The sequence below is a fragment of the Ruegeria sp. E1 genome, assembly GCF_056534225.1.
The window spans coordinates 14,259-41,146 of record NZ_JBQFPE010000014.1 but is presented as its reverse complement, the minus strand read 5'-3'; the positions used below and the strand labels follow the sequence as shown (position 1 = coordinate 41,146).

The window sequence follows — 26,888 nt, the reverse complement described above, 5'->3', positions numbered from 1 at the left end:
GTTTTTTGGCATAATGCAGAAAAAAAGAAGCAGGCAGTGAAAACATGGATCGTCGAGCATTTGGACTAGGGGCAATGGCCACGCTGAGCCTTTCGGCATGTGCCTCAGCAAGCCCCAGATTTCTGGCATATAACGGCCCCGAGGTGACATCGCTTGTCATCAACAAGGGCGCGCGCAAGATGTATCTTCTGCACAACGAGAAGATACTCAAGGAATACAAGGTCGATCTGGGCTTTGCCCCGGCGGGTACCAAGACCAAAAAAGGTGATGGTCGCACGCCCGAAGGCACCTATCTGATCGACCGACGCAACCCACGCAGTCGCTATCACCTGTCGCTGGGGATTTCCTACCCGAACTCTGCAGACATTGCGCAGGCCAAAGCGGCGGGTGTTGATCCGGGTGGCGATATTTTCATTCACGGTCAGCCCAACCGCCGGTCCGAACGCAAACGCGCGAAAAAGACCTCGGATTGGACCGCCGGCTGCATCGCCGTCAAGAATGACGAGATGGAAGAGATCTACGCGATGGTCAACGAAGGTACGGTGATCACCCTGCGTCCCTGATCGGCGCCCAGTCGTCAAACCCGAATTGCAGATAGTCGCGCTGGTAGGTTTTTCTGGCCAGCGCCTCAAGTTTCTGGTCGTAAATCTGTGACAGCGTGAACGGGGTATCCGGTTCCTCGGGGCCGGGCTGCGGTGGTTGATCATGCCCGACCCCCCGCGCCAGCGCTGGCAGTGCCGTGACGATCTCATCTTCGCGCAGGATCAGGTCGGGTAGGGCAAAGCTTGCCATCCCTTCCAGCATCTGCGCTTGCGAACACCACAGCCCGTCAGCGCGGATCGGGGTCTGACCGGCCAGAACGCTTTGCAAAAGCGCCACAAAGGCCGAGAAGGCAGCATAGTGCTGATCCCGATCATACCGCTCGGGTTCGACCTTGCCGGGGATCGGCAGCTTGTACCGGTTGCGCATCATATTGCGGATTTTGACATATGCGCCGGGCCCGGTGCTGAGGATACGCGTGCAAAACACCGTATGCGCCCGCGCCAGAGGGTGGCGCAGAACGGTAAACTTGCGATGCCCCGGATGTTCCTGCATCCAGCTGCGCACCTGTTTCTGGCTGCGATCCGTCAGCAACTGGCTGGTCTGCACCCGGTCCAGATCCGCCAGCCATCGGGCTACAACGGTTTCCGGGCCGCCCCGCATCGGCAGGTACATCAGCGGCGTACTGGCTGCACAGACATAGCGCCCGACCGCAGGGCCCCGGCGCGGCTCAAAGTTCGGAATGCGATGCAGGTTGAACCGGTCCAACCCGGATACGGCGGCTTCCATCGTGTCCGGGTTTGAAACCTTGGACAGAGCAGGGGCCGGGTTCTGTCGCCGCAGATGCTGACCGATTTCGGTTAGGCGGGCGTCGACCCCAAGCCATGCCGCCAGCCCGTTCAACACCTCCAGATCGTTCAGATCGTCATAGCCGATGTAGAACGGCGTCTGCCCGGTCTTTTGCAGATGGCTTAGTGCGCTCTGCAGAAACGCGGTCCGCTGGGTGATCTGATCGGCAAACTCGTCTGCATCAAAGGTAACTTCGGCCTCGCGCCGTTGTTTGATATTGACCAGCTTCCACTGTTTGGTCGCCACCGCGATTTTCCACGAGACATAGCTGTCCAGCGGATTGCGCGTCAGGATGATCTTGGCACAGCGTGGATCATCCAGCGCCGGGGTCAGCGCGCGCGCGTCATGGGTGCTGAAAAAGCGAAACCCGTTCAATTCTCCGGGTGCGTTGCGAATGGCATCGATCAGCGCCAGCGGATCGTGGTCACGGGTCTCGGCGGTGAAGCCCAGCATCTCGGACAATTTTGGCAGTCCGATGAAATAGGGGTTGAACGCTTCGCCATGGCAGGTGACGCCGTCCAGCGCGTTCAGATGTTGTTCCAACAGGTTCGAGCCTGTGCGCATATCCGCCAGCACGATGAAATAGTCAAACTTGGATGCCATCGCGCCTTATTTCACCAGATAGGGTTTGCGATAGGGACGGACCTGCGTGCCAAACACATCATCGGCAGGGAAATCCCCCATCAGATAGGGATGCATCCCCTGATTTTTCAGGTTCTGCAAGAATTTCCCGAATCCCGTCAGATCAACCATCTTGGGTGCCTCGGCGATATGGCTGTGCTGGGTCGGGCCAAGCGCATCAAGGACGGTCTGCAAAGGCTCCATCGGGGCCTCGACAAACTCGGCCATCGACCAGATACGCAGGCCGGGCTTTTCTCCGATGGCACTAAACGCCTTTAGCTGTTTGGTCTCGATCTGCTGCAAACGGGCCGCCTCAGCCCGAATATCGGCAAAGTTCATGTTCGAGCGGAACAGCGGAATGGCCCATGCGCCGGTGATGATCGAGATGTGGGCGTTCTTATCGCGCGCCAGGAACGCGTTGATCTTCTGCGTGTCCATCGGCCCATGCTGGAAACACTGACGCTCGCCCCGGGTGTTCCAGATCAGGTTGGTCAGAAAAGCTTCGGGGTTATAGTCCCGCAAGTTGGCGCAATCGCTCAGCGCGCCATTCACCATAGTTTCGTTGCCAGCAAACTGAGCGCGGGAAGGGTCAAACAAATGGCCATGCACCCGCGCGCTGGTGACATGTGTCAGCCAGGGTTCGAAATCCTCGAACAGTTCCGCAAACCCCTGCAGGACGACATAGGGAAATGCGGTCAGGGCGCAGCCTGCGCTTTGATGAGGAAAGCGGCTCTGCATATACAGGCCGTCGCGACCTTTGACGCGCCGCTCAACCGCTTTTGCAAACAGCCGGTCGATCTTGCCCGGATTGGGCTCGGCGGGCTTCATCGCGCTTGCCTGGCTGGTCAGAAACGCCTGATACAGGCGATCGGCTCTGGGCCAGACCTTGCGGGCAACAAAGCAATCCGACCGGCGCAGCACTTGTAGATGATCGTCATAGAACATGTGCGGGCGGCCCTGATAGTCGAATTTCGACAGTGTCAGTGACCGGCTTTCAATATGCGTGGAATACAGCCGCGCCAGCGTTTGAAAATAGCTTTCATCCGGTATCCAGACCTTTTGAAAATAGCGGTCAAACACCTTGCGATTGGGATCCTGCAGGATCGCCGACAGGGTCTGTCGTGTCAGACACCACCATTGGCTGCCCATATGCGGGATCAGACCCTCGGGGATTTTACGGCGTAGGCCCAGGGCGCGTTGCAGACGCACATAGGCGTCAAACAGCCGGCGATGCTTGCGCCACGAGAACGGGAACCGCAGCGTGAACCGCTCAAGGTCCAGCCCGCCAATGGTCCAGGTGACATCACGGGTTGTGGCGCTTTCGATGAAATCCACCCGCCGACGGTCGGCCAGATAGGCGACCAGCTCATCTACAGGCCGCAGCGGCAGACAGGCCCCCGAGGACAGATAGACATGGGCCACATCCGGAAACCGCTCCAGCATCAGTGTGGCGGCGGATTGTGATGCGGCCACAATGCCCCAACGGCCCCAGTCGCACAGATGCCTTTCCGAGAACAGGATCAGCGGATCATCCGAACATTTGGTGACAAAACGCGCGAACTCGGATTTGGCGACTTTGCGATCCACATGGATGACGACCGGGCAACCCGAAGCGGTCCAGTGCCGGGCCACCTGTTCCACCCGATCCAGCGCCGTATGGACCAGCATGACGATGCCCAGGCTGCTCATGCCCAGTTTCCCTTCGACATCAGCCCGAGGATCTCAAGCTGACGCCAGTTGATATATGCCTCGGACCACTTGTTCCAGAATACGGGCCGCGCCTCCAATTGCTCGGCATAGGCGCGGTATTCGCCCGATGCGCGGTAGTGCTGCCCGCGCAGCATTTCCTCGCGCGCCTTTTCGCCCAGCGTGTCGATCAGTTTGGCGTGCAGCAACGCGCCGCTGGTCTTTTCTCCGCCTCTTTGTTCGTAGACCTGATTCAAACCACGCGGCAGCAGCGCATGGGTCGAGCTGACATAGGTATAGCGCCGGTTCCATTTCACCAGCGGTATCTTGTTCAGCGCCGGGGCCTTGGCTGGGGTGTCCTCAAAAAACACGCGGCTGCGCGGGCCGCCCTGTATCCATAGATTCCCATAGGCCGGGTTGCGCGTGATCATGTAATTTCCGGCGTCGAACCAAGGGGCCACCTCGAACGGATTCTGCCCCTCCTGACACGGGGCATCCTCAAGCGGGCCGCGTGGATACATATCGATCAGCATGGTGCCAAAGCTACGCACGCCGGTGTCATCCAGCCAATCGGTCAGCGCCTGAATTGGCCGGGTATCGCAGAATGGGTAGACAAAGAACTCATCCGGATCGACGGTCAGAACCCAATGGTCATGGGCATAGCTGCGCAGCAGGTAATTCACCCAGTCCACCCCATAGGTCGACTTTCGATAGCTGGCCTGCGTATGCCAGACGGATACATCGCTATGCTGCGACAGATACTCGGCCGAGCCGTCATCGCTGTCGTTATCGACAAACAGAAAGTGCCGGACACCCAGACCGCGATAGTACTCCAGAAAATAGGGCAGGCGGGCGCGTTCGTTGCGGATGACGCTCATCAACAGCACATCGTCCGGCCCGATGGCCACAGTGTTGTTTTGTGCGGGCTTCAATTCGCGCCGCTTGCGCAGGCATCGCAAAAGACGGCGCTTGCGCCGCAATCTCATGCGATAGGAATCCAAAAGGCTCACGCGCTGCCCTACCCTGTTTACGCGAGCTTGCCCGGGAACGTAGCCGAAGCCGGAGTGGCACCGGGCAATTAACGTTTTATGACATTTTTGCACTTTGCGAGGCAACGGGTTTAAATCCCGTTTACTTCCCCCTGGGTCCTTGCGGCATCAGGGCATGTCCCAATCGATTGCCCGCATCAGCCCAGATTGAACCAGATCACCATCTCCTTCGTAACGACGTGACTTCGGCGTCCACAAATCAGGTCCGCCGATGATCCCGTCGTAATATGAGCGGAACCTTTCGGGATCATGAAAATGCTGTTTCCGGGCCTTCTCGACGCGCGATTTATCGACGATTTCGGGCAGGAACTTGGTGTGCAGCAACGCCCCCGACGGCTGCGCGCCACCCGGCCCGTCATAAGCAAAGTTCAGATGCCGCGGCAGCGCGGAATGGCAGGAATTGACAAAGGCGTAGGAACGGGACCAGCGCACCAGCGGGATTTTGTTCAGTGTCGGGGATCGTGCGGGGGTGTCGGCGAAAAAGACCCGCTCGCGCACGCCACCTTGCACCCAGAGGTTTCCCAATGGCTGCTGCCGCTGCACCCGGTAAGGCCCCGGGTCGAACCAGCACAACAAGTTCGTGGGGTCGGTTTCGGGGCCATAATCCTGCGCACCCAGCGGCCCTTTGGGGTACAGGTCCAGCATCAGGGCCCCAAACGCCTGCTGGCCGCGCGCGTCCAGCAACCGCGTCAGATCAGGCAGCGGGTGATCCTGATGCCGGTCATATATCAGCAACTCATCCGCATCGACCATCAGGGTCCAGTGCCCGTGCCCATGGCGGATTTGCAGCCAAGTCAGCCAATCCAGCCCGAACCGCGACGCGCGATAGCTGGCGTCTGTCTGCCACAGCGACACGTCCGGTTGGTCGCGCAAATACTCGGTTGTCCCGTCATCGCTACCATTATCGACGATCAGAAAATGGCCGACCCCCAGCCTGCGATAGTGCTGAAAGAACCATGGCAGCCGGGTGATTTCGTTGCGCATGGTGGAAAACGCCAGAATCGCGCCCGATCCGATCCGATCCGTCCGATCCGCCAACACGGTCAATTGATGGCGGCTGCGGAACGACCGCCAGAGCAGGCGCTTGCGTTTAAGGCGCAGTCGATATCGGTCCAGCCACCCCGGTGATGATGGCGCGGGCCGCGTCACTTTTGATAGCTGCCATTCTGGTGCCAGCGCCACGCATCGGCAATCATCGTCTCTAACGTTGATCTTTTTGGTTTCCAGCCCAGCTCATCCTCAGCCCGGACCGAGCCCGAGATCAGACGCGTGCAATCCCCGGCCCTGCGTGGGCCAACCGAGTAGGGAACCGGCCGGTTGGTGACAGATCTGGATTTCTCGATCACCTCCATGACCGAAAAGCCGGACCCGGTGCCCAGATTGAACACGCGGCTGTCCTTGCCTTGTTCCAGCCAGTTCAGCCCAAGAACATGCGCATCCACCAAATCGCAAACATGCACATAGTCGCGGATACAGGTGCCGTCGGGCGTGTCGTAATCGGTGCCAAAGACTGTCAGCCCATCGCGCTTGCCGTCAATCGCGTCCAGCATCAGCGGCACCAGATGGGTTTCGGGCTGATGGAACTCTCCGACCTGACCATCCGGGTCCGCGCCTGCCACGTTGAAATAGCGGAAGATCACATGCTTTAGCCCATGCGCCGCCTCAAAGTCGCGCAGGATATCCTCGATTGCGCGCTTCGACGCGCCATAAGCGTTCAGCGGCAGTTGCGGCGTGGTTTCGTCCAGCACCACATTGTCATGCTCGCCATAGGTGGCACAGGTCGATGAAAAGACAAAGTTCAGGCACCCGGCCTCAACCGCCGCCTGTATCAGCGTCAGTGACCCTGTGACATTGTTTGACCAGTACTTCCCCGGCTCTGCCATCGCCTCGCCCACCTGGCTGAGGGCCGCAAAGTGCAGAACGGCGGCGGGGCGGTGTTTGGCAAACACCTCATCCAGACGCGCCCGATCCAGCAGGTCGCCCTGTTCGAACGGGCCGAATTTCACCGCATCCTGCCAGCCGGTGATCAGATTGTCATAGGTCACGGGCGTATACCCGGCCTGCGCCAGCGCCTTGCAGGCGTGCGAGCCGATATATCCGGCGCCTCCGGTAACAAGTACAGTCGTCATTCCAGACCCATCGCGGCCATCATCTCTTCGATCCTGGCGACGTCTTGCGGGTTGTTCAGTTCCCAGAACTGGCGCCCCTTTGCGTCGACCTCGACGCACAGCACCTTGCGGCCGTTTTCCATGAACCGCAGTTGCTCAAGGCCTTCCAATGTCTCCAGCTGCCCGGTTGTCCAGCCCGGATAGGCCGCCAGCGCATCGGGCCGGTAGGCATAAACGCCGACATGGTGGAACACCGGTGTCGGATCGGTGCTGTCATAGGTGTCCGACGTATATGGGATCACCTCTTTCGAGAAATACAAGGCACTGTGATCATGACCAAATACAGCCGTGGTGCCGCCAACCCGACCGTGCTTGCGGTCATTCAGCAACCCGTTCAAAGCGTCGCCGTCGCAGCGCAAAACCGGCGTGGCAACACCCGCATCAGGTGCATCGCGTAAGCCTGAAATCAGATCTTCGACAAACCAATGCGGGGTCAGCGGGGCATCTCCCTGCAGATTGACCACGATGTCATATCCCTTACCCAGCACTTCATGCGCTTCGGCGCAGCGTTCGGTGCCATTGCGGCAGGTGTCCGAGGTCATGACAACCTCGGCCCCGAACCCTTCGGACACCTCGCGAATGCGATCATCGTCGGTGGCAACCACAACCCGGTCCACACCCGATACGGATATGGCCGCGCGCCACGACCTTTCAATCAGCGTCATGCTGGACCCGGTCGCCCCGGTCAATGGCACCAGCGGTTTGCCCGGATAGCGGGTCGAGGCATAGCGGGCGGGAATGGCGATCAGAACAGACATCAGGCTTCCTTCAACTCAACACCCGGAGCGTAGGCGATAAAGAACGGATTTGCATAGCCGTCTTTGCCGTATGTCAGGGGCTCATGGGTGTCAAAACGCACAACCTTTCCACCTGCGCCAGCCAGTACCGCGTGTCCGGCGGCGGTGTCCCATTCCATCGTGCGCCCGACGCGGGGATAAAGGTCCGCCTCGCCCGTTGCCACCAGACAGAATTTCAAAGACGAGCCCGCGCTCTTGCTGTCGCGCACGGCGTATTTGTTGATGTAATCCTCGGTCGCCTGATCCCGATGCGATTTCGACGCCACGATCATCAGGGCGGAATTGTCCGGATTAGAGACTGATATCGGCGTCAGATCACCCGGTTGATCCTTGTCCAGCGTGCCGGTTTCCTCGACCGCGCGACCATCGGCCAGTGTGTAAAACATCCGTCCCCGCGCCGGGGCGTAAACCACACCACGCGTGGGCAGGCCGTTTTCGACCAATGCGATATTGACGGTGAAATCTCCGCGCCGGTTGATGAATTCCTTGGTGCCATCCAGCGGATCGACGATCAGAAACGTGTCGCCCTTTTCCGAATGCGACGCAGCCTGTTCCTCGGTCACCAGAAGGATGTCGGGGAAAGCATCACGCAACCCGGCCGAGATCAGGGCATCCGCAGCCTCATCCGCTTCGGTCACGGGGCTGGCATCGGATTTGACCTTCACCTCAAAGTCATCCGCGCCGTAAATTTGCATGATCTTGTCGCCAGCCTGCAGGGCAAGGCGTCTAAGGACGGGGATAAGAGCGTCATAGGTCACAAAAAAATTCCGTTCTGGTGGTTTGTTGATCCAAAATCCTGACGGCCTTATGCTGCGCGGGAAACGGAACGGCAAGAATTTCGTGCCAGAGTGACGGCGATACAGCAGGAAAGAGAACGCGCGTGTTCCACTACAAACGAAATCAGTCCATGCTGGGCGGTGCCTTCACCACCGCTGAACTGATCTTTCATGCCGTGGTCCGAAACATCCGTTCGCAGCATTCCAATGCGGTGCTGGCGGTTATCGTCAACATCGTTCAGGTTGTGCTGATCGTTTCCTTTTTCTATTTGATTTTTTCATTGATGGGCACGCGCATCGCCAAAATACGTGGCGAATTCATTCTGTTTCTGTTGTCTGGCGTGTTTTTGTTTCTGACGCACATCAAATCGGTCAGCGCAATTGCGGGCGGCGGGTCGGGAAACAACCCGATGATGCTGCATTCCCCGATGAACCGCATGATCATGCTGATCGCATCGGCCTGCGGCACCTTCTACACGCAACTGGTATCCATTCTGGTGATCCTGTTTGCCTATAGCATGGCCATCGCGCCGCTTGAGGTTCAAAATCCCGGCGGGGCCTTTGCGATGTTGGTTCTGTCGTGGTTCACTGGCTGTTCGGTCGGTCTGGTTTTTCTGGCCATTCAGCCGTGGTTTCCGCGTCTGGCCTCGATTCTCAGCCTGGTATATCGCCGCCTGAACATGATCTTTTCCGGCAAGATGTTCGTGGCCAACGCGCTGGGCGGCTTTACGCTGACTTTGTTTGCGTGGAACCCATTGTTTCACGTCATCGATCAGTGCCGGGGGTTTGTGTTTCGCAACTACTACCCGCGCAATACCAACTGGGAATATGCGCTGTGGGTTGGGATCATTCTGACCATGATCGGCCTGATGGCCGAATTCTATACCCGTCAGCAGGTCTCAAAAAGCTGGAGCGCGCGTCGCTGATCCGGGTTGGACGCGCGACGTGTTGCGAAAACCGGTGCCCAATTTTCGGATTGCGCTTCAGGTTGCCACCCGCAGCGTCAGGTTGATCCGCCCGCCCTTGGGCAGCAATCGGGACGACCCGAACCGGATGCGGTCCACCCCGTGATAGGCCAGTCGCGCCGGTCCACCCATGATCACAACATCACCAGACCCCAGCCAGATCGACTCGGTCTTGCCGCCCCGTGTCGTATTGCCGATGCGAAACAGCGCATCATCGCCCAATGAGACCGAGACGACAGGCCACGAAAAATCCGCCTCGTCCTTGTCCTGATGCAGGCCCATTTTTGTGCCTTCACCATAGTAATTGATTAAACAGCAATCCGGCGCGCGGTCAGCGCCTGTCAGATCACGCCAGATGGTCAGAACCTCGCCCGGAATCGCAGGCCAGACCCCGCCCTTTGGATGGTTTGCCTGATACCGGTACCCAGCCGCGTCCGACACCCAACCCAAATCCCCGGCCGAGGTCATGCGCACTGACATCTTCTTGCCCGATGGCGTGGTTGGATGGAACAGAGGCGCCGCTTTCAGAATCGGGCGCAACCCCTCAATCAGAGCTGTCTGAGCTCCCGCATCAAGATAGCCTTTGCGGATATCGAAACCGCGCAAAAGCAGCCGTGTCATCGCGGAATCCCCATTCCTTGCCAAATCCTTGCCAAAAAAGGTCTCAGAATCCTGAAAACCTGCATTTCTGAACGCTTGCAGGCCTCTGGTCACGCCCTTATATACGCCTCGACGCGCGATGGTGTAGAGCCATTCGTGCACAACAGATCGGGGCAGGGATGCCATAACGGGTCCCGGCCTCGGGACATCGCCTTGAAGAGAAAGGGATTGCAAAAATGGGAAAAGTAATCGGGATTGACCTCGGAACCACCAACTCGTGTGTGGCCATCATGGACGGCTCGCAGCCGAAGGTCATCGAAAACGCCGAAGGGGCGCGGACCACGCCCTCGATCGTCGCCTTCACCGAAGATGAGCGTCTGGTCGGTCAGCCTGCAAAGCGTCAGGCGGTCACCAACCCCGACAACACGATCTTTGGCGTCAAGCGCCTGATCGGTCGTCGTGTGGATGATGCCGAAGTCGAAAAAGACAAGAAAATGGTGCCGTACGCCATCGTGGATGGCGGCAATGGCGACGCGTGGGTTGAAGCCCGCGGTGAAAAGTACTCCCCAAGCCAGATCTCGGCCTTCACTCTGGGCAAGATGAAGGAAACCGCAGAAAGCTATCTGGGTGAGGACGTCACGCAGGCGGTTATTACCGTTCCGGCGTACTTCAATGACGCCCAGCGTCAGGCCACCAAAGACGCCGGCAAAATCGCCGGTCTGGAAGTGCTGCGGATCATCAACGAACCGACAGCGGCCGCGCTGGCCTATGGTCTGGACAAAGAAGAAACCCAAACCATCGCGGTCTATGACCTTGGTGGCGGTACCTTCGACGTGACCATTCTGGAAATCGACGATGGTCTGTTCGAGGTGAAATCGACCAACGGCGACACCTTCCTGGGTGGTGAAGACTTTGACATGCGCATCGTCAACTACCTGGCGGATGAATTCAAAAAGGAACACGGCGTCGATCTGTCTGCCGACAAGATGGCCCTGCAGCGTCTGAAAGAAGCTGCTGAAAAAGCCAAGATCGAACTCAGCTCGACCTCGCAGACCGAAATCAACCAGCCGTTCATCTCGATGGGCTCGAACGGCCAGCCGCTGCACATGGTCATGAAGCTGACCCGTGCCAAGCTGGAATCGCTGGTTTCGGACCTGATCAAAAAGTCGATGAAGCCTTGCCAGGCCGCTCTGAAAGACGCGGGCCTGTCGGCGGGCGACGTGGATGAGGTTGTTCTGGTCGGCGGTATGACCCGGATGCCGAAAGTCATCGAAGAGGTCACCAAATTCTTCGGTAAAGAGCCGCACAAAGGCGTGAACCCGGACGAAGTGGTTGCCATGGGCGCCGCCATTCAGGCCGGTGTTCTGCAGGGCGACGTCAAAGACGTGGTTCTGCTGGACGTAACGCCTCTGTCGCTGGGGATCGAGACGCTGGGTGGCGTGTTCACCCGTCTGATCGACCGCAATACGACCATTCCGACCAAAAAGTCTCAGGTCTTCTCGACCGCCGAGGACAACCAGAACGCCGTAACCATCCGCGTGTTCCAGGGTGAACGTGAAATGGCTGCGGACAACAAGATCCTGGGTCAGTTCAACCTCGAAGAAATCCCGCCCGCACCGCGCGGTATGCCTCAGATCGAGGTGACTTTTGACATCGACGCCAACGGCATTGTCTCGGTTTCGGCCAAGGACAAAGGCACCGGCAAAGAGCAGAAGATCACCATCCAGGCCTCTGGCGGTCTGTCGGATGACGACATCGAAAAGATGGTCAAGGATGCCGAGGAAAACGCCGAGGCAGACAAGGCCCGCAAAGAGCTGGTCGAAGCCAAGAACCAGGCCGAAAGCCTTGTCCACGCGACCGAGAAATCGATCGAGGAACATGGCGACAAGGTCGACCCGTCGACGGTTGAGGCGATCGAACTGGCTGTTGCCGCGCTCAAGGATGAGCTGGAAACCGACAATGCCGACAAGATCAAGGCAGGCATCCAGAACGTGACCGAGGCAGCCATGAAGCTGGGCGAGGCCATCTACAAGGCGCAGGCGGAAGAGGGCGAGGAAGAGCCCGCAGCCGCGGATGAAGCGCCGGGTGAAGATGACATCGTCGACGCCGAGTTCGAAGATCTGGACGACGACAAGCGTAACTAACGGGAAACCGGGCCAATTCGGGCCGGTCCGGTTGCCGGGCCGGCCCGAACACGTTGAGGCATAAGGAAATACGGATGTCAAAACGCGACTATTACGAAGTGCTCGGCGTGTCCAAGGGCGCTTCGGCGGATGAGATCAAGAAAGGTTTTCGCAAGAAAGCCAAGGAACTGCATCCCGATCGCAACAAGGACAATCCGGATGCCGAAGCGCAGTTCAAAGAGGCCAACGAGGCCTATGACGTCCTGCGCGATGCCGAGAAAAAAGCCGCCTATGACCGCTTTGGCCACGCCGCGTTTGAAAACGGCATGGGCGGTGGCGGACGCCCCGGCGGCGGTTTTGGCGGACAAGGCGATTTCTCAAGCGCGTTCTCGGATGTGTTTGACGACCTGTTCGGCGATTTCATGGGCGGTCAGCGCGGAGGCGGCGGCGGACGCCGCGCCGCGCGCGGCTCGGATCTGCGGTATAACCTTCGGGTGACGCTGGAAGAAGCCTTTGGCGGCTTGCAGAAAACCATCAATGTTCCCACCGCCGTGGCCTGTTCGTCCTGCGAGGGCACCGGGGCCGAAGGCGGGGTCGAACCCACAACCTGCCCAACCTGTTCCGGCATGGGCAAGGTCCGCGCACAGCAGGGTTTCTTTACCGTCGAACGTACCTGCCCGACCTGTTCCGGTCTGGGTCAGATCATCAAAAACCCCTGTAAATCATGCGGTGGCGCAGGTCGCGTCGAGAAAGAGCGTGCCCTGTCCGTCAACATTCCCGCCGGTGTCGAAACCGGCACCCGTATCCGCCTGGCAGGTGAGGGCGAGGCCGGAATGCGCGGTGGCCCTCCGGGTGATCTCTATATCTTTGTGGAAGTGTCCGAGCACAAACTGTTCGAGCGCGACAGCGTAAACCTCTATTGCCGCGTCCCGGTCAGCATGGCCAAGGCCGCGCTGGGCGGGTCCATCGAAGTGCCCACCATCGACGGTGGTCGCGGCCGCGTTCAAATCCCGGCGGGCAGCCAGTCCGGCCGCCAGATGCGCCTGCGCGGCAAGGGTATGCCCGCGCTACGCGGTGGTGGTGTTGGTGACATGTTCATCGAATTGGCCGTTGAAACTCCGGTCAATCTGACCAGCCGCCAAAAAGAACTGCTGCGCGAGTTCGATGATCTGGGCGAAGACAACCACCCGGAATCCAAAAGCTTTTTCTCATCCGTGAAATCCTTCTGGGACGGGATGAAAGGCTGACAAGCCAGCCAAAAGGGGGCTCTGCCCCCGCCGCGGCAAGCCGCGACTCCCCCGGGATATTTATAGACAGATGAAGCAAGGGATCCGCTCTTCATCTGTCCACAAATATCCCGGAGCGCGAGGCAGAGCCTCGCTAAATCCCCCTTTTGTTTATTTCCGTTCCGCCTGAAATGTTCCGCGCAACCGTTGGGGTGCCCTGATCGATGGGCCGAGAGGTGCGAATGCACCAACCCATCGAACCTGATCCGGGCAATACCACCGTTCTGCGCCTGATCGCGCGGCTGCGCGGTGAACCCGACGATATGGACCGCCGCGTCCCTCTTTGCACTGGTCGTCTGGCAGGCGATTGTCAGCCTGACGGACCTGCCGAAATTCATCTTGCCCGAGCCTGCTTTGGTGGCCGAGACATGGTGGCAGAACCGATGGCTGATTGCCTAGCATACTTGGATCACGACGGTCGAAGTAGGGATTGGTCTGGCCTGTGGCGGGGTTCTGGGCGTGTTTTCGATCCTTCTGCATATGCTTGTCCACCTCGCCACCGCGCGCATGGCAGATGAGGGGCGTTAACGTTTCAGAAACTGATTCCGGTCCAGAGTGCGGATATGAAACAGGACGCCTTTGCCGAAGCCCCGACGCTGTTTGACACGGACGAAGCACCTGCGCAGCCGCTGCCCTCTGGTCGGTTACCCTCCTACATCAAGGACCACAGGCGGCGGCTGCGGGAACGGTTCATGGCGGGCGGGTCTTCGGCGATGCCGGATTACGAATTGCTGGAACTTGTGCTGTTTCGGTCCATCCCCCGGCAGGATGTGAAACCGCTGGCGCGGGTGCTGATGGACACGTTTGGGGATTTCAACCGCGTCCTGACCGCACCCGAGGAACGGCTGCGGCAGATCAATGGGGTGGGTGATACGGTCATCACCGACCTGAAAATCCTTGAAGCCTGCGCCCACCGAATGGCCCGCGCACGGGTGATGCAGCGGCACGCGATTTCCGGTTGGGATGCATTGGTGGATTACTGTCACACCACAATGGCCCATCGTGAGACGGAACAATTCCGCGTGTTCTATCTGGACCGCAAGAACGTGTTGATCGCGGATGAGGAACAGGCCAAGGGCACAGTCGATCACGTCCCGGTCTACCCGCGAGAGGTGGCAAAACGTGCGCTGGAACTGAACGCCTCGGCCCTGATCCTGGTGCATAATCATCCGTCTGGTGATCCGACGCCGTCACAATCGGATATCGAGATGACCAACCGGATTCAGGACGCCTGCACTGCATTGGGCCTGACCTTGCACGATCACCTGATTATCGGGAAATCGACCGAGCTCAGCTTTCGCGCGCAGGGGTATCTTTAAGGCGTCACTGCACCCAGACTTCAACCCGGCGATTGACCTTTCGGCCCCACTCGGAATCATCACAGGCCATGGGCATGGCTTCGCCAAACCCCTCGACTGACAATTCGACACTGTCCGGGATCGCGGTTTCCACGGCGGCCAGAACCGCGTTCTGTACGGTTTTGGCGCGCAGTTTTGCGATCCGCGCGTTTGCGGTGGCTGCGCCGTCTCCATCGCTGAAACCGACAAAGACCAGTTTGCGCGCGTCGAACTCTCCGGCCTCAAGTGCCTGTGCCAGGTGCAGGATGTTCGACCGCGACTGCGCATCCGGGCGCGACGATCCGGCTTCGAACCGGAAGGACAGCGACAGGCGCGCCATCGGGCGCAGGATTTCGATCATGCGCTGTAATTCGTCCATCCCAACTTCGGCCCCGCCCGAGGCGATGGCGTTTGCCAGCCGGTCGCCTTGCAACCCGATCCGCGTCACCTCACGCGCCTGATCCACCAGCCCGACCTGCCGGATCACCATCTGCGCGGCGGGGCTTTGAGTATAGGCCAGAAACTGACGCGCAATCCGGGGCAGGCGATGGGGCGGCAGATACAGAAACAGCGGCGCGGTCAGCGGGTAATCCTCGGTTTTCACCGACTGTCGTGTCGCGGTCAGCGCATGTCCGCACCCCCCCGCCAGTGGCAGGGCCCGGGCCGTTCCAACGTCGGCATGGCTGCTGATGCCGATGGCAAACGGGTCTCGGCTGATGGCCTGCATCAGATCACGCGCCCGGCCATGGCGGATGACGGCGTCGGTCAGCGATGCATCAGCCGGACGCAGCAACTGATCCTCGATCGCCTGAGCCAGACCAGACCCAACATCCGGCAAATGCAGGGCAATTGGCGCATCCGGCCCACCCAGTTCAGACCAGTTCGAAACTGTGCCGGAAAAGACGCGCACCAGATCAGCAGGCGCGATCTGCTGCATCGGATTATCGGCTGCAACGACCGGAACGATTGCATCCAGCGCCAGAACGCGTGACCGCCTTGGATGCGCCAGATCGCCCAAACCTGCGGCCTGCGCTGCATCTTGTTCGGGCGCGCGTATTTCGCGTTGCGCCATGACGATATCGGCGCGCCCTGCGATCAGATCGTTGAACCCCGCGCCCGTATCCGCAGCCTGAAACCGCAGCCGCGCCAGCGGCGCGTTGCGCCCCGGCTGGATCAGCGCATAGACCTCTGCTGTGGGCCTTGTTACCGTAAGCCCCTCTTGCCCGGCAAAGCCGTCAACCAATGCGGGCAGCAACCTGTCCGCCATGACCGACGATCCGGAAAAATTCACCTCGGCGACGAAATCGATCAGATTGGGGCAGGCGGGCCCGTCACAGGTCACGCCCGAGCCGTCGATGGTCAGCTCGCCGAACTGCGTGTCCAGACGATAGAACTCGCCGTCATAGCCCAAAAGCGTGCCAACCACTTCGACCTTGCCATCATGCGAGGTCAGGGTGATGTCCTGTGCGCCAGCGCCGGATGCAATTGCAACGCCGATCAGCGCGGCCAATGCCGCACGAAGAAATGCCATGTGGAACCGTTGATGTGACTGCTCTTACTTGGCGGCGATTGTCAGGTCTTGGAACAGATTATTCAACACCAGAAAATCCTCGCCCGTACTGCAATTGGGCAAAGTCAGGATCAGATCGCGGGACCGCAGACGTCCATCGCTGCGAATTTCAAGGGCCTGAACATTCAGGTCGCTGCCGCAATTGGCCTGGGTCACTTCGGCCTCGACGCTCAGCGCGATGTCCCCCGTCGGGGAATCGGAGCCGGTCGGGAAGGAATAAATCTGGACCTGACGCGCAGCCTCAAGCTCGGACTGCCCCAGATGAACGATTGAACCGGTGCCCGAGGCATCCGGGCTTGCCCAGACATGGCCCTCTTCGCCATAGCTGGCCCCAAATTCCAGCGCGTGAAGCTGCAGATCAGTCTGGCCTTGCCATTGCAGCGCCACCCGGTCGAAATCCTTCAACTCAGGGACATGCGTGGTGGCCACCGTGCCTTTGTTGTCTTTCAGCGAAAACAGGAAGATTGCATATTCCGAAAGCGCCGGAACCGTCAGGTTCAACATGCCCTGAGCGTTGGTTTGGGCGCTAAAGGTCAACCCGCTGTGCAGAACCTGGACATATTCTTCCGGGTGACAGGGGGCTTTCAGGGTCAGTCGGGCCGTGGCCTCGGGCGCAGTCATTGCGCGGGCGCTCACGGAGCAATTCAGTGGTTTCGATGGCTGCAGACGATGGGGTGCAGTCGCGCCGTCCAGCGGAGCGGTCTTTTTGGCCGAGGTCAGAGCAACATCTTCCAGCCCGGCCAGAACCGAAGCCTGACCGGTGGATGCCACCTGCTGTGCCGCAGGGGCGGGGCGCGCAGACCCGTTCTGCATCAGATATCCGATCGCAAGGGCGCAGACGACAGTGCCGCCCATGGTCACGTAGTTTCTTACAACAAACAAAACACCCTCCCCAATTTCAAAGGAGCGAGTCGTACTTTCGTTAACAATCGCGGCTTATATGTGGCCGCCGGGCGGAGTCATTGTGACCGGATTGGGGCCTGTTCAAAGCGTTTTGCGTTTTGTCTGAGGCAAACCGATCGAAATACGCGTTCGACCAAAGGTCGAGGCAGCGTATTTCGATTCAAATCAAACGCAAAACGATCTAGGTCAGGCGGCCATGGCAATGTTTGAACTTCTTGCCTGACCCGCATGGGCATTTGTCGTTGCGTGACGGATTGCCCCATGTGGCCGGGTCATTCTCGTCGAAACCGGGCAGCGCATCGCCCGAGGCTTCGGCCTCGGCCACCGCCTCGGCGCGGTCGGTTGCCTGATCCACCGCCTGTTGCGCCTGCGCTTGCTGCGCCGCCATCTGCGCCAGCATTTCCTTTTGCTCTTCTTCGCTCAGCGGACGCACGCGCGACAATTGCTGCGTCACCGTTTCACGCAAGCTGTCCAGCATCGTTTCGAACAACTGGAAGCTTTCGTTCTTGTATTCGTTCAGCGGATCGCGCTGCGCATAACCCCGGAAGCCCACGACCGAGCGCAGATGCTCCAGCGTCAGCAGATGCTCGCGCCACTTGCTGTCGATGGTCTGCAGCAACACCTGCTTTTCTATGTTGCGCATGTTCTCGGGGCCAAAGGCCACGGCCTTTTGCGCCATCATTTCATCGGCGGCCTTGACCAGACGTTCGCGCACCTGCTCGTCGTCTACGCCTTCTTCCGCGGCCCAGTCCTGAACCGGCGCGTCAATGGTCAGCTTGTCCTTGATCGCCTCGTGCAGGCCGTCGGTATCCCACTGATCGGCATAGGTTTTGGGCGGCATGTATTCGTCGATCAGATCGTCGATCACCTGTTCGCGCATGTCCGAAACGATCTCGGACAGGTCATCGGCCGACATGATCTCGCGCCGCTGACTGAACACCACTTTTCGCTGGTCGTTCATCACGTCATCGAATTTCAGGACGTTCTTGCGCATGTCAAAGTTGCGCCCTTCGACCTTGGATTGTGCACGCTCCAACGACTTGTTCACCCAAGGGTGAATGATCGCTTCGCCTTCCTGCATCCCCAGCGTGGTCAGCACCTTGTCCAGCCGTTCCGAGCCAAAGATGCGCATCAGGTCATCTTCGAGGCTCAGATAAAACACCGTGCGGCCCGGATCGCCCTGACGGCCAGACCTGCCCCGCAACTGGTTGTCGATGCGGCGGCTTTCGTGCCGTTCCGAGGCCATGACATACAAGCCCCCCGCATCCAGAACCTTCTGCTTTTCTTCGGCGTGCTTGGCCTCTTCAGCCTCGCGCAGCGCGGTGGGATCGGCTTCGGGGTTTTCGGCCAGCGCCTGCAGAACCTTCATCTCGACATTGCCGCCCAGCTGAATGTCGGTGCCGCGCCCGGCCATGTTGGTGGCAATCGTCACCGCACCCAGACGGCCTGCATCGGCCACGATCTGCGCCTCTTGCTCATGCTGGCGGGCGTTCAGAACATTATGCTCGATGCCTTCCTTGGTCAGCATCTGGCTCAGCAGTTCCGATTTCTCGATCGAAGTGGTGCCCAGCAGGACCGGCTGACCCTTTTTCTGCGCTTCCTTGGTCTGCCCGATCATCGCGTTGTATTTTTCGATGGCCGTGCGATAGACCTGATCGTCACGGTCCTCGCGCGCGATGGGTTTGTTGGTCGGAACCTCGACCACACCCAGCCCATAGATTTCAGCAAATTCCTCGGCCTCGGTCAGCGCGGTGCCGGTCATGCCACCCAGCTTGTCATACAGGCGGAAATAGTTCTGGAAGGTCACGCTGGCCAGCGTGACGTTTTCAGGCTGAATCTGCACACCTTCCTTGGCCTCGATGGCCTGATGCAGACCTTCGGACAGACGGCGACCGGGCATCATGCGGCCCGTGAATTCGTCGATCAGCACGACATTGCCGTCGCGCACGATGTAATCCTTGTCGCGCGTGAACAGCTTATGCGCGCGCAGACCCTGATTGACGTGATGCACCACGGTGGTGCTTTCGGGATCATACAGCGAATGCCCCTCGGGGATCAGTCCGTTGGCCAGCAACTGACCCTCAAGAAACTCGTTCCCCTCATCGGTAAAGGATACGCTGCGTGTCTTTTCATCCAGCGCATAATGTTCTTCGCTCAGCAACGGGATCAGCGCATCGATGGCGGTATACAGGTCCGACCGGTCCTGCGACGGCCCTGAGATGATCAGCGGCGTCCGCGCCTCGTCGATCAGGATCGAATCCACCTCATCGACAATCGCGAAATTGTGGAATTTCTGATAAACCGTCTCAAGATCTGCCTTCATATTGTCGCGCAGATAGTCGAACCCAAGCTCATTATTGGTGGCATAGGTGACATCACAGGAATAGGCGGCCTTTTTCTCTTCATCCGGCTGGCCCGACCAGATCACGCCGGTGGTCATGCCCACCGCGCCAAACACCTTGCCCATCCATTCCGCATCGCGCTTGGCCAGGTATTCGTTCACCGTGACCACATGCACACCCTTGCCGGTCAGCGCGTTCAGATAGGCCGGGAAGGTCGCGACCAGAGTCTTGCCTTCGCCCGTTTTCATCTCGGAAATATTGCCCTGATGCAGGAAGGCACCGCCCATCAGCTGCACATCGAACGCCCGCAGACCCAGCGCGCGTTTCGCGCCTTCACGCACATTGGCAAAGGCTTCGGGCAGCAGATCGTCCAGCGCTTCACCGTCCAGCGCGCGTTTGCGCAGCTCAGCAGTCTTTTCGATCAGCCCGTCATCGGACAATTTCTCAAACTCGGGCTCCAGCGCATTGATCTGTTCGATCAGGGGGCGGGTCGCCTTGATCTTGCGGTCGTTCGGTGTTCCGAACACCTTTTTGGCGAGCGTTCCGAGTCCCAGCATGTTCACTCCAGCGGATCTGTTCTTGTCTTGGTTGCGACAGGCTTGCCCACCTTGCGCGCAACCCATAGATACGGGGGGTGAAAGGCGGCCCTGTCCAAGGCTTCAACGCGATGTAAGCGGCAGGTCCCAGAGTGTCAACGCCGCGCCCTGTCGCGGCAAAGAAATAGGATGATTCCATGCCCAAAGGCCTCACTTTTCTGCCATCGCTGGCCCTGACCGCCGTGATGGCCCTGCCGCTGGCCGCCCAGACCGCGCCCGATGCCGACACCGTGGTGGCACGCGTGAACGGGGATGAGATCACATTGGGTCACGTTATTGCCACCGCCGCCAACCTGCCGCCGCAATACCAGCAGCTTGAAGATCAGGTTCTGTTTGACATCATTCTGGAACAGCTGGTGCAGCAGGAATTGTTCAGCCAGCAGCAAGACGGTCTGACCCGCGCAAATGCGCTGGCGCTTGAAAACGAAACCCGCTCCTTGCGCGCCGTGCAGGCCATGACCCAGCTGACCGATCCGCTGATCACGGATGATGCCATCCAGGCCGCCTATGATGCACAATTCGCAAATTTCGAAGGGCAGGATGAATTTGATGCCAGTCATATCCTTGTGGAAACCGAGGACGAGGCCAAGGCCCTCAAGGTGCAACTGGATGACGGGGCCGATTTCGCGGAACTGGCCCGCGAAAACTCCACCGGCCCCTCGGGCCCCAATGGCGGCGCGCTGGGCTGGTTCGGCAAGGGCCAGATGGTGCCCCCGTTTGAAAACGCCGTGCTGGCGCTGGAAAAGGGTCAGGTCTCGGACCCGGTTGAAACCCAGTTCGGCTGGCATCTGGTGATCCTGAACGACAAACGCAAATCCGAGGCCCCCGCGCTTGAAACCGTGCGGGCGGAGTTAGAGCGGACGATCCAGCAAGAGGCCGTGCAGGCGCGGATCGACGAGCTGACCCAGCAAGCCCAGATCGAACGCCCCGCGCTCGAAGGGGCCGGGGTCGAAGTCATTCGTCAGATCGATTTGATTCAGGAGTAAACCTCGTGGCCACCATCACAAAGGTTTCGCCGCTGGCCCCCGCGGGCTTTCCCGAACTGCCCGCCATCGACGGCGTGCGTTTCGCTACCGTCGAGGCTGGCGTGCGCTATCAGGGCCGCACCGACGTGATGCTGGCCGTCCTTGACCCCGGCACCTCGGTCGCCGGGGTGTTCACCCGCTCGGCCACCCGCGCAGCACCTGTCCTGGATTGCCAGGACAAAATCGGCGGACCCAGCGACGGGCCTGCGGCAATCCTTGTGAATTCAGGCAATGCCAACGCCTTTACGGGCCACTATGGCCAAACTTCGGTGGCCGAGGTTACGCAGGCCGTCGCCACAGCCACCGGCGTGCCGGTCGAGCGTGTCTTTACCTCATCGACCGGCGTGATCGGCGAACCACTGCCGCACGACCGTATCGTGACCCAGCTTGAGGCGCTGAAATCAGGCCTCAGCCGGCACGCCATCGAAGACGCCGCGCGCGCCATCATGACCACGGATACCTTCCCTAAAGGGGCCTCGGCACAGGTACAGATTGACGGCAAAACAGTCTCTATTGCAGGGATTGCCAAGGGCTCGGGCATGATCGCGCCAGATATGGCGACGATGCTGGTTTACATCTTCACCGATGCGCAAGTCGAACAATCGGCGCTGCAGTCGATGCTGAGCGCCCAGACCGACCGCACCTTCAACTGCATCACCGTGGACAGCGATACCTCCACCTCGGACAGCCTTCTGCTCTGTGCCACCGGAGCGTCGGGTGTCGATGCCACCGGCAAAGCCGCCTTCGCCGAGGCGCTGAAATCGGTGATGCTGGACCTTGCGCAGCAGGTGGTGCGCGACGGTGAAGGGGCCACGAAATTCGTGGAAATTCGTGTAACCGGGGCCATCACGGACGCCGACGCCAAAACCCACGGACTCGCCATCGCCAACTCGCCTCTGGTCAAAACCGCCATCGCGGGCGAAGACCCCAACTGGGGCCGCATCGTCATGGCCATCGGCAAATCCGGCGCCGCCGCCGATCGCGACCGTCTGAGCATCTCGTTCGGAGACATCCTTGTCGCCGAAAAAGGCTGGGTTAGTCCCGATTACAGCGAAGACGCCGCCGCTGCTTATATGAAAGGTCAGGATCTGGTAATCGCCGTCGATCTCGGCTTGGGCGAGGGCAAATCCACCGTCTGGACCTGCGATCTGACCCACGGCTATATCGAGATCAACGCGGATTATCGCTCGTGAAACCAAAGCAATTCCAGCAAAAGTGGAGCCCGGTTTTGCGTCCGGGATTGCGACCATGAAAACAGTTCTGGTATCTGCGGTCGCCCTGATCGACATTGAGGGCCGCGTCCTGCTGGCCCAACGCCCCGAAGGCAAATCCATGGCCGGTCTCTGGGAATTCCCCGGCGGCAAAATCGAACCCGGCGAAACCCCCGAAGCCGCCCTGATCCGCGAATTGCACGAGGAACTGGGCATCAACACCTGGGCCTCGTGCCTCGCGCCTCTGACCTTCGCCAGCCACAGCTATGACGACTTTCACCTGCTCATGCCACTGTTCGCCTGCCGCAAATGGGAGGGCATCCCGCAGTCAAAAGAAGGTCAGGCCCTGAAATGGGTCCGCGCGAATGACCTGCGCAACTATCCAATGCCCGCGGCGGATATACCGCTGATCCCGATTTTAAGGGATTGGTTGTAGGGCAGAGTGCCTGAAAACCCGAGATAGTTTGGCAGGATCAATTCCAGTTGCTTAAGAGAATTACAATCATTTCAGGTGTCGTCCTTATCGCTCTGTTTGGCTATTTGTCTTTCGAACTGGCCGAGTGCGACAAGATGCTGAAAGAACATGGGCCGGTCTTTATCTGCCTACCGGTCAGCTTTATCGTGATCCCAATAGTTGCCACTGTCTTTTTGGTGTCATTGGTCTTTCTCGTTAGGGCAAGAGCGAGGAAGTAACAGCCTCATTTGTCCTCCCTGCTCATCCTATTCCACCATCGGCCATGCCATTACCTTTACTGCGGGCAATTTCCTTAGCATCGTAACCTGCGCCCGGAGTGTGTGGACCATGGGATTTCGGAGGCTGAGCTTCTTTGCGATTTTTTCCCCTGAGAAAGTTCCAAACCGCAATCAAAACGAACACCACAGGCAAGAGAAACAGTATAAACTGGTCAATCGTCATCAAAATCTCCACAGCGAAACTTGGAAAGTAACATTAGTTGAGATGTGCAATGCGAACAATGCAACGCTTACTTCCGATCAAACCAAACGCAAGTGGTTGACCTGGCGGCGGCTCGATTGAGGCAACCTTATTTGAGTAACACGATCGGTTACTAAATCGTTCTCCGCAATCCTCTGTTTTCTTAATCAGTTTGGTCCTTTACGCTAGACACAGAGTTTCACAAGCAAAGGTCAAGGCGCATGGAGATCGTTGGAGTTCTATTCCTCGTTGTCATGTTTTTGGCGCTTGGCGCGGTCCTTTATGCGTGGTGGCAGAAGTTCATCATGAGTAGGCCTGACCGCTACGGTAAGGGTCCCAAACATGAGCTTCGTGGTTCAGAAAACCATACAAAGGATATTGTTTAGATTCAGTTAAAGGCGGCGGTGGTCGCTGGAAAAATAGACGCGGCTCCAGCGATTTTGCAGTTTGTACATTTTGTACAAAACGAAACATCCCCCCTCCAGCCCTGTTACAATTCGTAAGATTTGAGAAAACATCAGGCAAAACTTGACGCTGATCGTGCCTGTGCCCTCAATGGGGCGTTGGCGTTCGGGCACTACCCGGACCCGCCATTTCCGGCCCCCCAAAAAGGGCCGGGTGGGGAGGAGATGAAGATTGGCTCAGACGCAGTCGGGCGCCGAAGGGATGACCTCTCTTCCGGCGCTGCTACACCGCAATGTCGCGCAGTTCGGGGATGCCCCGGCCTATCGGGAAAAGGAATTCGGCATCTGGCAATGCTGGTCCTGGGCCGAGGCGGCGCATGAAATCCGCGCAATTGCGCTGGGATTTCTGGAGCTTGGCGTTGAAAAAGGCGACCACATCGCCGTCATAGGCCGCAACCGTCCGGCGCACTACTGGTCAATGGTTGCGGCGCAAATGGTCGGTGCGGTTCCGGTGCCTCTGTATCAGGACTCGGTCGCCGAAGAGATGGCCTATGTGCTGGAACATTGCGGTGCGAAATACGTTGTCTGCGGTGATCAGGAACAAGTCGACAAGGTCATCGAGATTCAGGAAAACCTCAATCAAGTAAAACACATACTCTATACCGACAAGCGTGGGATGCGGAAGTATGACCATTCCCAGATGAACGCGCTTGAGGACATCATGGCCGAAGGCAGCGCCGGTCACGCGCGGTTCGATGCGGAACTGGACAAGCGCATCGCGGCGATCAGTTACGACGATACCTGCGTGATGCTCTATACCAGTGGTACCACCGGCAAGCCCAAGGGCGTGGTACTGTCGAACCGCAATGTCATAGAAAGCGCCAAGAACTCGGCCGAGTTCGATCATCTTTCCCAGCGCGAGGATATTTTGTCCTATCTTCCAATGGCTTGGGTGGGTGATTTCATATTCTCCATCGGTCAGGCGTATTGGTGCGGGTTCTGCGTGAACTGCCCCGAAAGCGCCGATACGATGATGACCGACCTGCGCGAGATCGGGCCGACCTATTTCTTCGCCCCGCCCCGCGTGTTCGAGACCCAGCTGACCAACGTGATGATCCGGATGGAGGACGCAGGCAAGCTGAAACAACGCATGTTCCGCCACTTCATGGCCCATGCCAAAAAGGTCGGTGGATTGCTGCTGGATGGCAAACCCGTGGGCTTTGCAGACCGCATGAAATACACGCTTGGCAACTTGCTGGTTTATGGGCCGCTCAAGGATAGTCTGGGCTATGGCCGGTTCCGCGTTGGCTATACGGCAGGTGAGGCAATTGGCCCGGAAATATTTGATTTCTATAGATCTTTGGGAATAAACCTCAAACAGCTTTACGGCCAGACCGAGGCGACCGTGTTCATCACCGTCCAGCCCGATGGCGAGGTGCGCGCCGATACTGTTGGCGTTCCGGCACCGGATGTTGAGCTGAAGATCGATGAAAGTGGAGAGATCCACTATCGCTCGCCCGGGGTGTTTGTGGAGTATTACAACAACCCGGAGTCCACCGCCTCGACCAAGGATGCCGAGGGGTGGGTGGCCACTGGGGACGCCGGATTCATCGAAGAAAGCAGCGGCCATCTGCGCATCATCGACCGCGCCAAGGACGTGGGCAAAATGGCCGACGGATCGATGTTTGCGCCGAAATATGTCGAGAACAAACTGAAATTCTATCCCGATATCCTTGAGGTCGTGCTGTTCGGCAACGGCAAGGATCGCTGCGTGGCCTTCATCAATATCGACCTGACCGCCGTTGGAAACTGGGCCGAACGCAACAATGTGGCCTATGCGTCCTATCAAGAACTGGCGGGCAATCCCCGTGTGTTAGAGACGATTCGAGGCCATGTGGAAGAGGTCAACAAGTCAGTTGCCGCCGATGAAATGCTGTCGGGCTGTCAGGTGCATCGCTTTGTGGTTCTGCACAAGGAACTGGACGCAGATGATGGCGAGATGACCCGCACCCGCAAGGTGCGGCGCGGCTTTGTCGAGGACAAGTTCAGCGACATCATCGCGGCGCTTTATGATGGGTCCGAGAGTGTTTCGACCACAACTGAAGTGACCTATGAGGATGGCCGCAAGGGCTCGATCAGCGCAACGCTGGAAATCGTCGACGCCCCGGTTGTACCGGTCGCGCAGCACAAGGTGGCAGCGGAATGAGGTCCGTTCGAGCGCCGCTCGACCTGCGGTCATCGCCCCGCCCGCCGTCCCGTTTTTCGTGTCAGGGAGAATCTGATGCTGGATAATTCCGAAGGATACATCACTGAAGATGGTCGCCAGATCGGCGGTGTGGTGATGGAGATGAAGAACATCACCCTGCGTTTTGGCGGTGTAGTGGCGATCAAGGATATCTCGTTCGATATTCGCGAGGGGGAAATTCGGGCCATTATTGGCCCGAACGGGGCGGGCAAATCCTCGATGCTGAACGTGATCTCGGGGTTTTATGTCCCGCAAGAGGGTGAAGTCTGGTTTCACGGTGCCAAACGTCCGCCGATGCGCCCGTTCGAGGTGGCGCGGCAGGGGGTGGCGCGCACGTTTCAGAACATCGCCCTGTTCGAAGGCATGAGCGTGCTGGACAACGTCATGACCGGGCGGCTGAACTTCATGAAAACAAACATCTTTCAGCAGGCGCTCTGGAAAGGTCGGGCCGAAGCAGAAGAGACCGAGAACCGCGAGGCGGTAGAAAAGATTATCGATTTTCTGGAAATACAGCACATCCGAAAGACACCCGTATCGCGCCTGCCTTACGGGCTGAAGAAACGCGTCGAACTGGCTCGTGCGCTGGCGGCGGAACCCAAGCTGTTGCTGCTGGATGAGCCGATGGCCGGGATGAATGTCGAAGAGAAAGAGGACATGAGCCGCTTTATCCTCGACGTGAATGACGAGTTTGGCACCACCATCGCCCTGATCGAACACGATATGGGCGTGGTCATGGACCTGAGCGACCGGGTGGTTGTGATGGATTACGGCCGCAAGATCGGCGACGGCACACCGGATGAGGTGCGCAACAATCAGGAAGTCATCGACGCCTATCTGGGCGTTCAGAATTAGGGTCTGCAA

General features: G+C 58.9%; 23 protein-coding genes. 11 read left to right on the top strand and 12 right to left on the bottom strand.

Annotation, left to right across the window (positions count from 1 at the left end; all coding sequences use genetic code 11):
- The first annotated feature begins 44 nt into the window (after window positions 1-44).
- Window positions 45-563, top strand: coding sequence for a L,D-transpeptidase family protein (locus tag ACR0FG_RS16895; protein WP_170711217.1), 519 nt, complete (start codon window positions 45-47; stop codon window positions 561-563).
- Here the strand turns inward: ACR0FG_RS16895 and ACR0FG_RS16890 are convergent.
- The 7 genes from ACR0FG_RS16890 to cysQ all read right to left on the bottom strand — a co-directional run bounded on the left by ACR0FG_RS16890 (window position 547) and on the right by cysQ (window position 8,468).
- The gene (locus tag ACR0FG_RS16890) at window positions 547-1,992 is read right to left on the bottom strand and encodes a nodulation protein NodH (protein ID WP_480894169.1); all 1,446 of its coding nucleotides are present in this window, start codon (window positions 1,990-1,992) and stop codon (window positions 547-549) included. The genes ACR0FG_RS16895 and ACR0FG_RS16890 overlap by 17 nt on opposite strands.
- Before the next feature lie 6 nt (window positions 1,993-1,998).
- Window positions 1,999-3,699: a DUF5927 domain-containing protein gene (locus ACR0FG_RS16885; RefSeq protein ID WP_480894168.1), complete on the bottom strand. Its 1,701-nt coding sequence runs from the start codon at window positions 3,697-3,699 to the stop codon at window positions 1,999-2,001.
- Entirely contained in the window at window positions 3,696-4,682 is a 987-nt protein-coding gene (locus ACR0FG_RS16880) for a glycosyltransferase family 2 protein (protein WP_480894239.1), read from the bottom strand. The genes ACR0FG_RS16885 and ACR0FG_RS16880 overlap by 4 nt, the downstream gene beginning before the upstream one ends.
- 171 nt (window positions 4,683-4,853) lie before the next feature.
- Window positions 4,854-5,894, bottom strand: a complete 1,041-nt coding sequence (locus ACR0FG_RS16875; RefSeq protein WP_480894238.1) for a glycosyltransferase family 2 protein — start codon at window positions 5,892-5,894, stop codon at window positions 4,854-4,856.
- The gene (galE, locus tag ACR0FG_RS16870; RefSeq protein ID WP_480894167.1) at window positions 5,891-6,874 is read right to left on the bottom strand and encodes a UDP-glucose 4-epimerase GalE; all 984 of its coding nucleotides are present in this window, start codon (window positions 6,872-6,874) and stop codon (window positions 5,891-5,893) included. Before galE ends, ACR0FG_RS16875 begins: the two co-directional genes overlap by 4 nt.
- Window positions 6,871-7,671 carry a 3-deoxy-manno-octulosonate cytidylyltransferase family protein gene (locus ACR0FG_RS16865; RefSeq protein WP_170711221.1) on the bottom strand — a complete coding sequence of 267 codons (801 nt, stop codon included), beginning with the start codon at window positions 7,669-7,671 and terminating at the stop codon, window positions 6,871-6,873. Before ACR0FG_RS16865 ends, galE begins: the two co-directional genes overlap by 4 nt.
- Window positions 7,671-8,468 carry a 3'(2'),5'-bisphosphate nucleotidase CysQ gene (gene cysQ / locus ACR0FG_RS16860; protein WP_480894166.1) on the bottom strand — a complete coding sequence of 266 codons (798 nt, stop codon included), beginning with the start codon at window positions 8,466-8,468 and terminating at the stop codon, window positions 7,671-7,673. The genes ACR0FG_RS16865 and cysQ overlap by 1 nt, the downstream gene beginning before the upstream one ends.
- 122 nt (window positions 8,469-8,590) lie before the next feature.
- On the opposite strand from cysQ, the gene ACR0FG_RS16855 reads away from it, so the two are divergent.
- Window positions 8,591-9,412 carry an ABC-2 transporter permease gene (locus ACR0FG_RS16855; RefSeq protein WP_170711223.1) on the top strand — a complete coding sequence of 274 codons (822 nt, stop codon included), beginning with the start codon at window positions 8,591-8,593 and terminating at the stop codon, window positions 9,410-9,412.
- A gap of 57 nt (window positions 9,413-9,469) precedes the next feature.
- Here ACR0FG_RS16855 and ACR0FG_RS16850 read toward each other — a convergent pair whose 3' ends face one another.
- Entirely contained in the window at window positions 9,470-10,072 is a 603-nt protein-coding gene (locus ACR0FG_RS16850; RefSeq protein WP_480894165.1) for an alpha-ketoglutarate-dependent dioxygenase AlkB family protein, read from the bottom strand.
- A gap of 215 nt (window positions 10,073-10,287) precedes the next feature.
- Here ACR0FG_RS16850 and dnaK point away from each other — a divergent pair, with 215 nt between their 5' ends.
- From dnaK to radC, 4 genes are all read left to right on the top strand, one after another.
- Entirely contained in the window at window positions 10,288-12,195 is a 1,908-nt protein-coding gene (gene dnaK, locus ACR0FG_RS16845) for a molecular chaperone DnaK (protein WP_480894164.1), read from the top strand.
- Window positions 12,196-12,269: 74 nt separating this feature from the next.
- Window positions 12,270-13,421, top strand: coding sequence for a molecular chaperone DnaJ (gene dnaJ / locus ACR0FG_RS16840; protein WP_480894163.1), 1,152 nt, complete (start codon window positions 12,270-12,272; stop codon window positions 13,419-13,421).
- A 288-nt stretch (window positions 13,422-13,709) separates the two neighbouring features.
- Window positions 13,710-13,859, top strand: a complete 150-nt coding sequence (locus ACR0FG_RS16835) for a hypothetical protein (RefSeq protein ID WP_480894162.1) — start codon at window positions 13,710-13,712, stop codon at window positions 13,857-13,859.
- 164 nt (window positions 13,860-14,023) lie between these two features.
- Window positions 14,024-14,779: a RadC family protein gene (radC, locus tag ACR0FG_RS16830; protein ID WP_480894161.1), complete on the top strand. Its 756-nt coding sequence runs from the start codon at window positions 14,024-14,026 to the stop codon at window positions 14,777-14,779.
- Window positions 14,780-14,783: 4 nt separating this feature from the next.
- Here the strand turns inward: radC and ACR0FG_RS16825 are convergent, their stop codons facing one another.
- The 3 genes from ACR0FG_RS16825 to secA all read right to left on the bottom strand — a co-directional run bounded on the left by ACR0FG_RS16825 (window position 14,784) and on the right by secA (window position 20,169).
- A complete protein-coding gene (locus ACR0FG_RS16825; RefSeq protein ID WP_480894160.1) occupies window positions 14,784-16,328 on the bottom strand; it encodes a phosphate ABC transporter substrate-binding/OmpA family protein in 1,545 nt (514 codons plus the stop codon).
- A gap of 24 nt (window positions 16,329-16,352) precedes the next feature.
- Window positions 16,353-17,249: a hypothetical protein gene (locus ACR0FG_RS16820; RefSeq protein ID WP_480894159.1), complete on the bottom strand. Its 897-nt coding sequence runs from the start codon at window positions 17,247-17,249 to the stop codon at window positions 16,353-16,355.
- 202 nt (window positions 17,250-17,451) lie between these two features.
- On the bottom strand, window positions 17,452-20,169 hold the full coding sequence (gene secA, locus ACR0FG_RS16815) for a preprotein translocase subunit SecA (RefSeq protein ID WP_480894158.1): 2,718 nt from the start codon (window positions 20,167-20,169) through the stop codon (window positions 17,452-17,454).
- 176 nt (window positions 20,170-20,345) lie between these two features.
- Between secA and ACR0FG_RS16810 the strand changes: the two genes are divergently transcribed.
- From ACR0FG_RS16810 to mutT, 3 genes are read left to right on the top strand one after another with little or no spacing between them, the layout of a single operon-like run.
- Window positions 20,346-21,194, top strand: coding sequence for a peptidylprolyl isomerase (locus ACR0FG_RS16810; protein ID WP_170711231.1), 849 nt, complete (start codon window positions 20,346-20,348; stop codon window positions 21,192-21,194).
- Between the two features lie 5 nt (window positions 21,195-21,199).
- Entirely contained in the window at window positions 21,200-22,426 is a 1,227-nt protein-coding gene (gene argJ, locus ACR0FG_RS16805; RefSeq protein WP_480894157.1) for a bifunctional glutamate N-acetyltransferase/amino-acid acetyltransferase ArgJ, read from the top strand.
- A gap of 55 nt (window positions 22,427-22,481) precedes the next feature.
- A complete protein-coding gene (mutT, locus tag ACR0FG_RS16800; RefSeq protein ID WP_480894156.1) occupies window positions 22,482-22,880 on the top strand; it encodes an 8-oxo-dGTP diphosphatase MutT in 399 nt (132 codons plus the stop codon).
- Between the two features lie 279 nt (window positions 22,881-23,159).
- Here mutT and ACR0FG_RS16795 read toward each other — a convergent pair whose 3' ends face one another.
- Window positions 23,160-23,360, bottom strand: a complete 201-nt coding sequence (locus ACR0FG_RS16795; protein WP_480894155.1) for a hypothetical protein — start codon at window positions 23,358-23,360, stop codon at window positions 23,160-23,162.
- Window positions 23,361-24,044: 684 nt separating this feature from the next.
- Here ACR0FG_RS16795 and ACR0FG_RS16790 point away from each other — a divergent pair.
- Both ACR0FG_RS16790 and ACR0FG_RS16785 read left to right on the top strand, forming a co-directional pair.
- The gene (locus ACR0FG_RS16790; protein ID WP_480894236.1) at window positions 24,045-25,988 is read left to right on the top strand and encodes an AMP-binding protein; all 1,944 of its coding nucleotides are present in this window, start codon (window positions 24,045-24,047) and stop codon (window positions 25,986-25,988) included.
- A 75-nt stretch (window positions 25,989-26,063) separates the two neighbouring features.
- Window positions 26,064-26,879: an ABC transporter ATP-binding protein gene (locus ACR0FG_RS16785; RefSeq protein WP_480894154.1), complete on the top strand. Its 816-nt coding sequence runs from the start codon at window positions 26,064-26,066 to the stop codon at window positions 26,877-26,879.
- The last annotated feature ends 9 nt before the right edge of the window (window positions 26,880-26,888 follow it).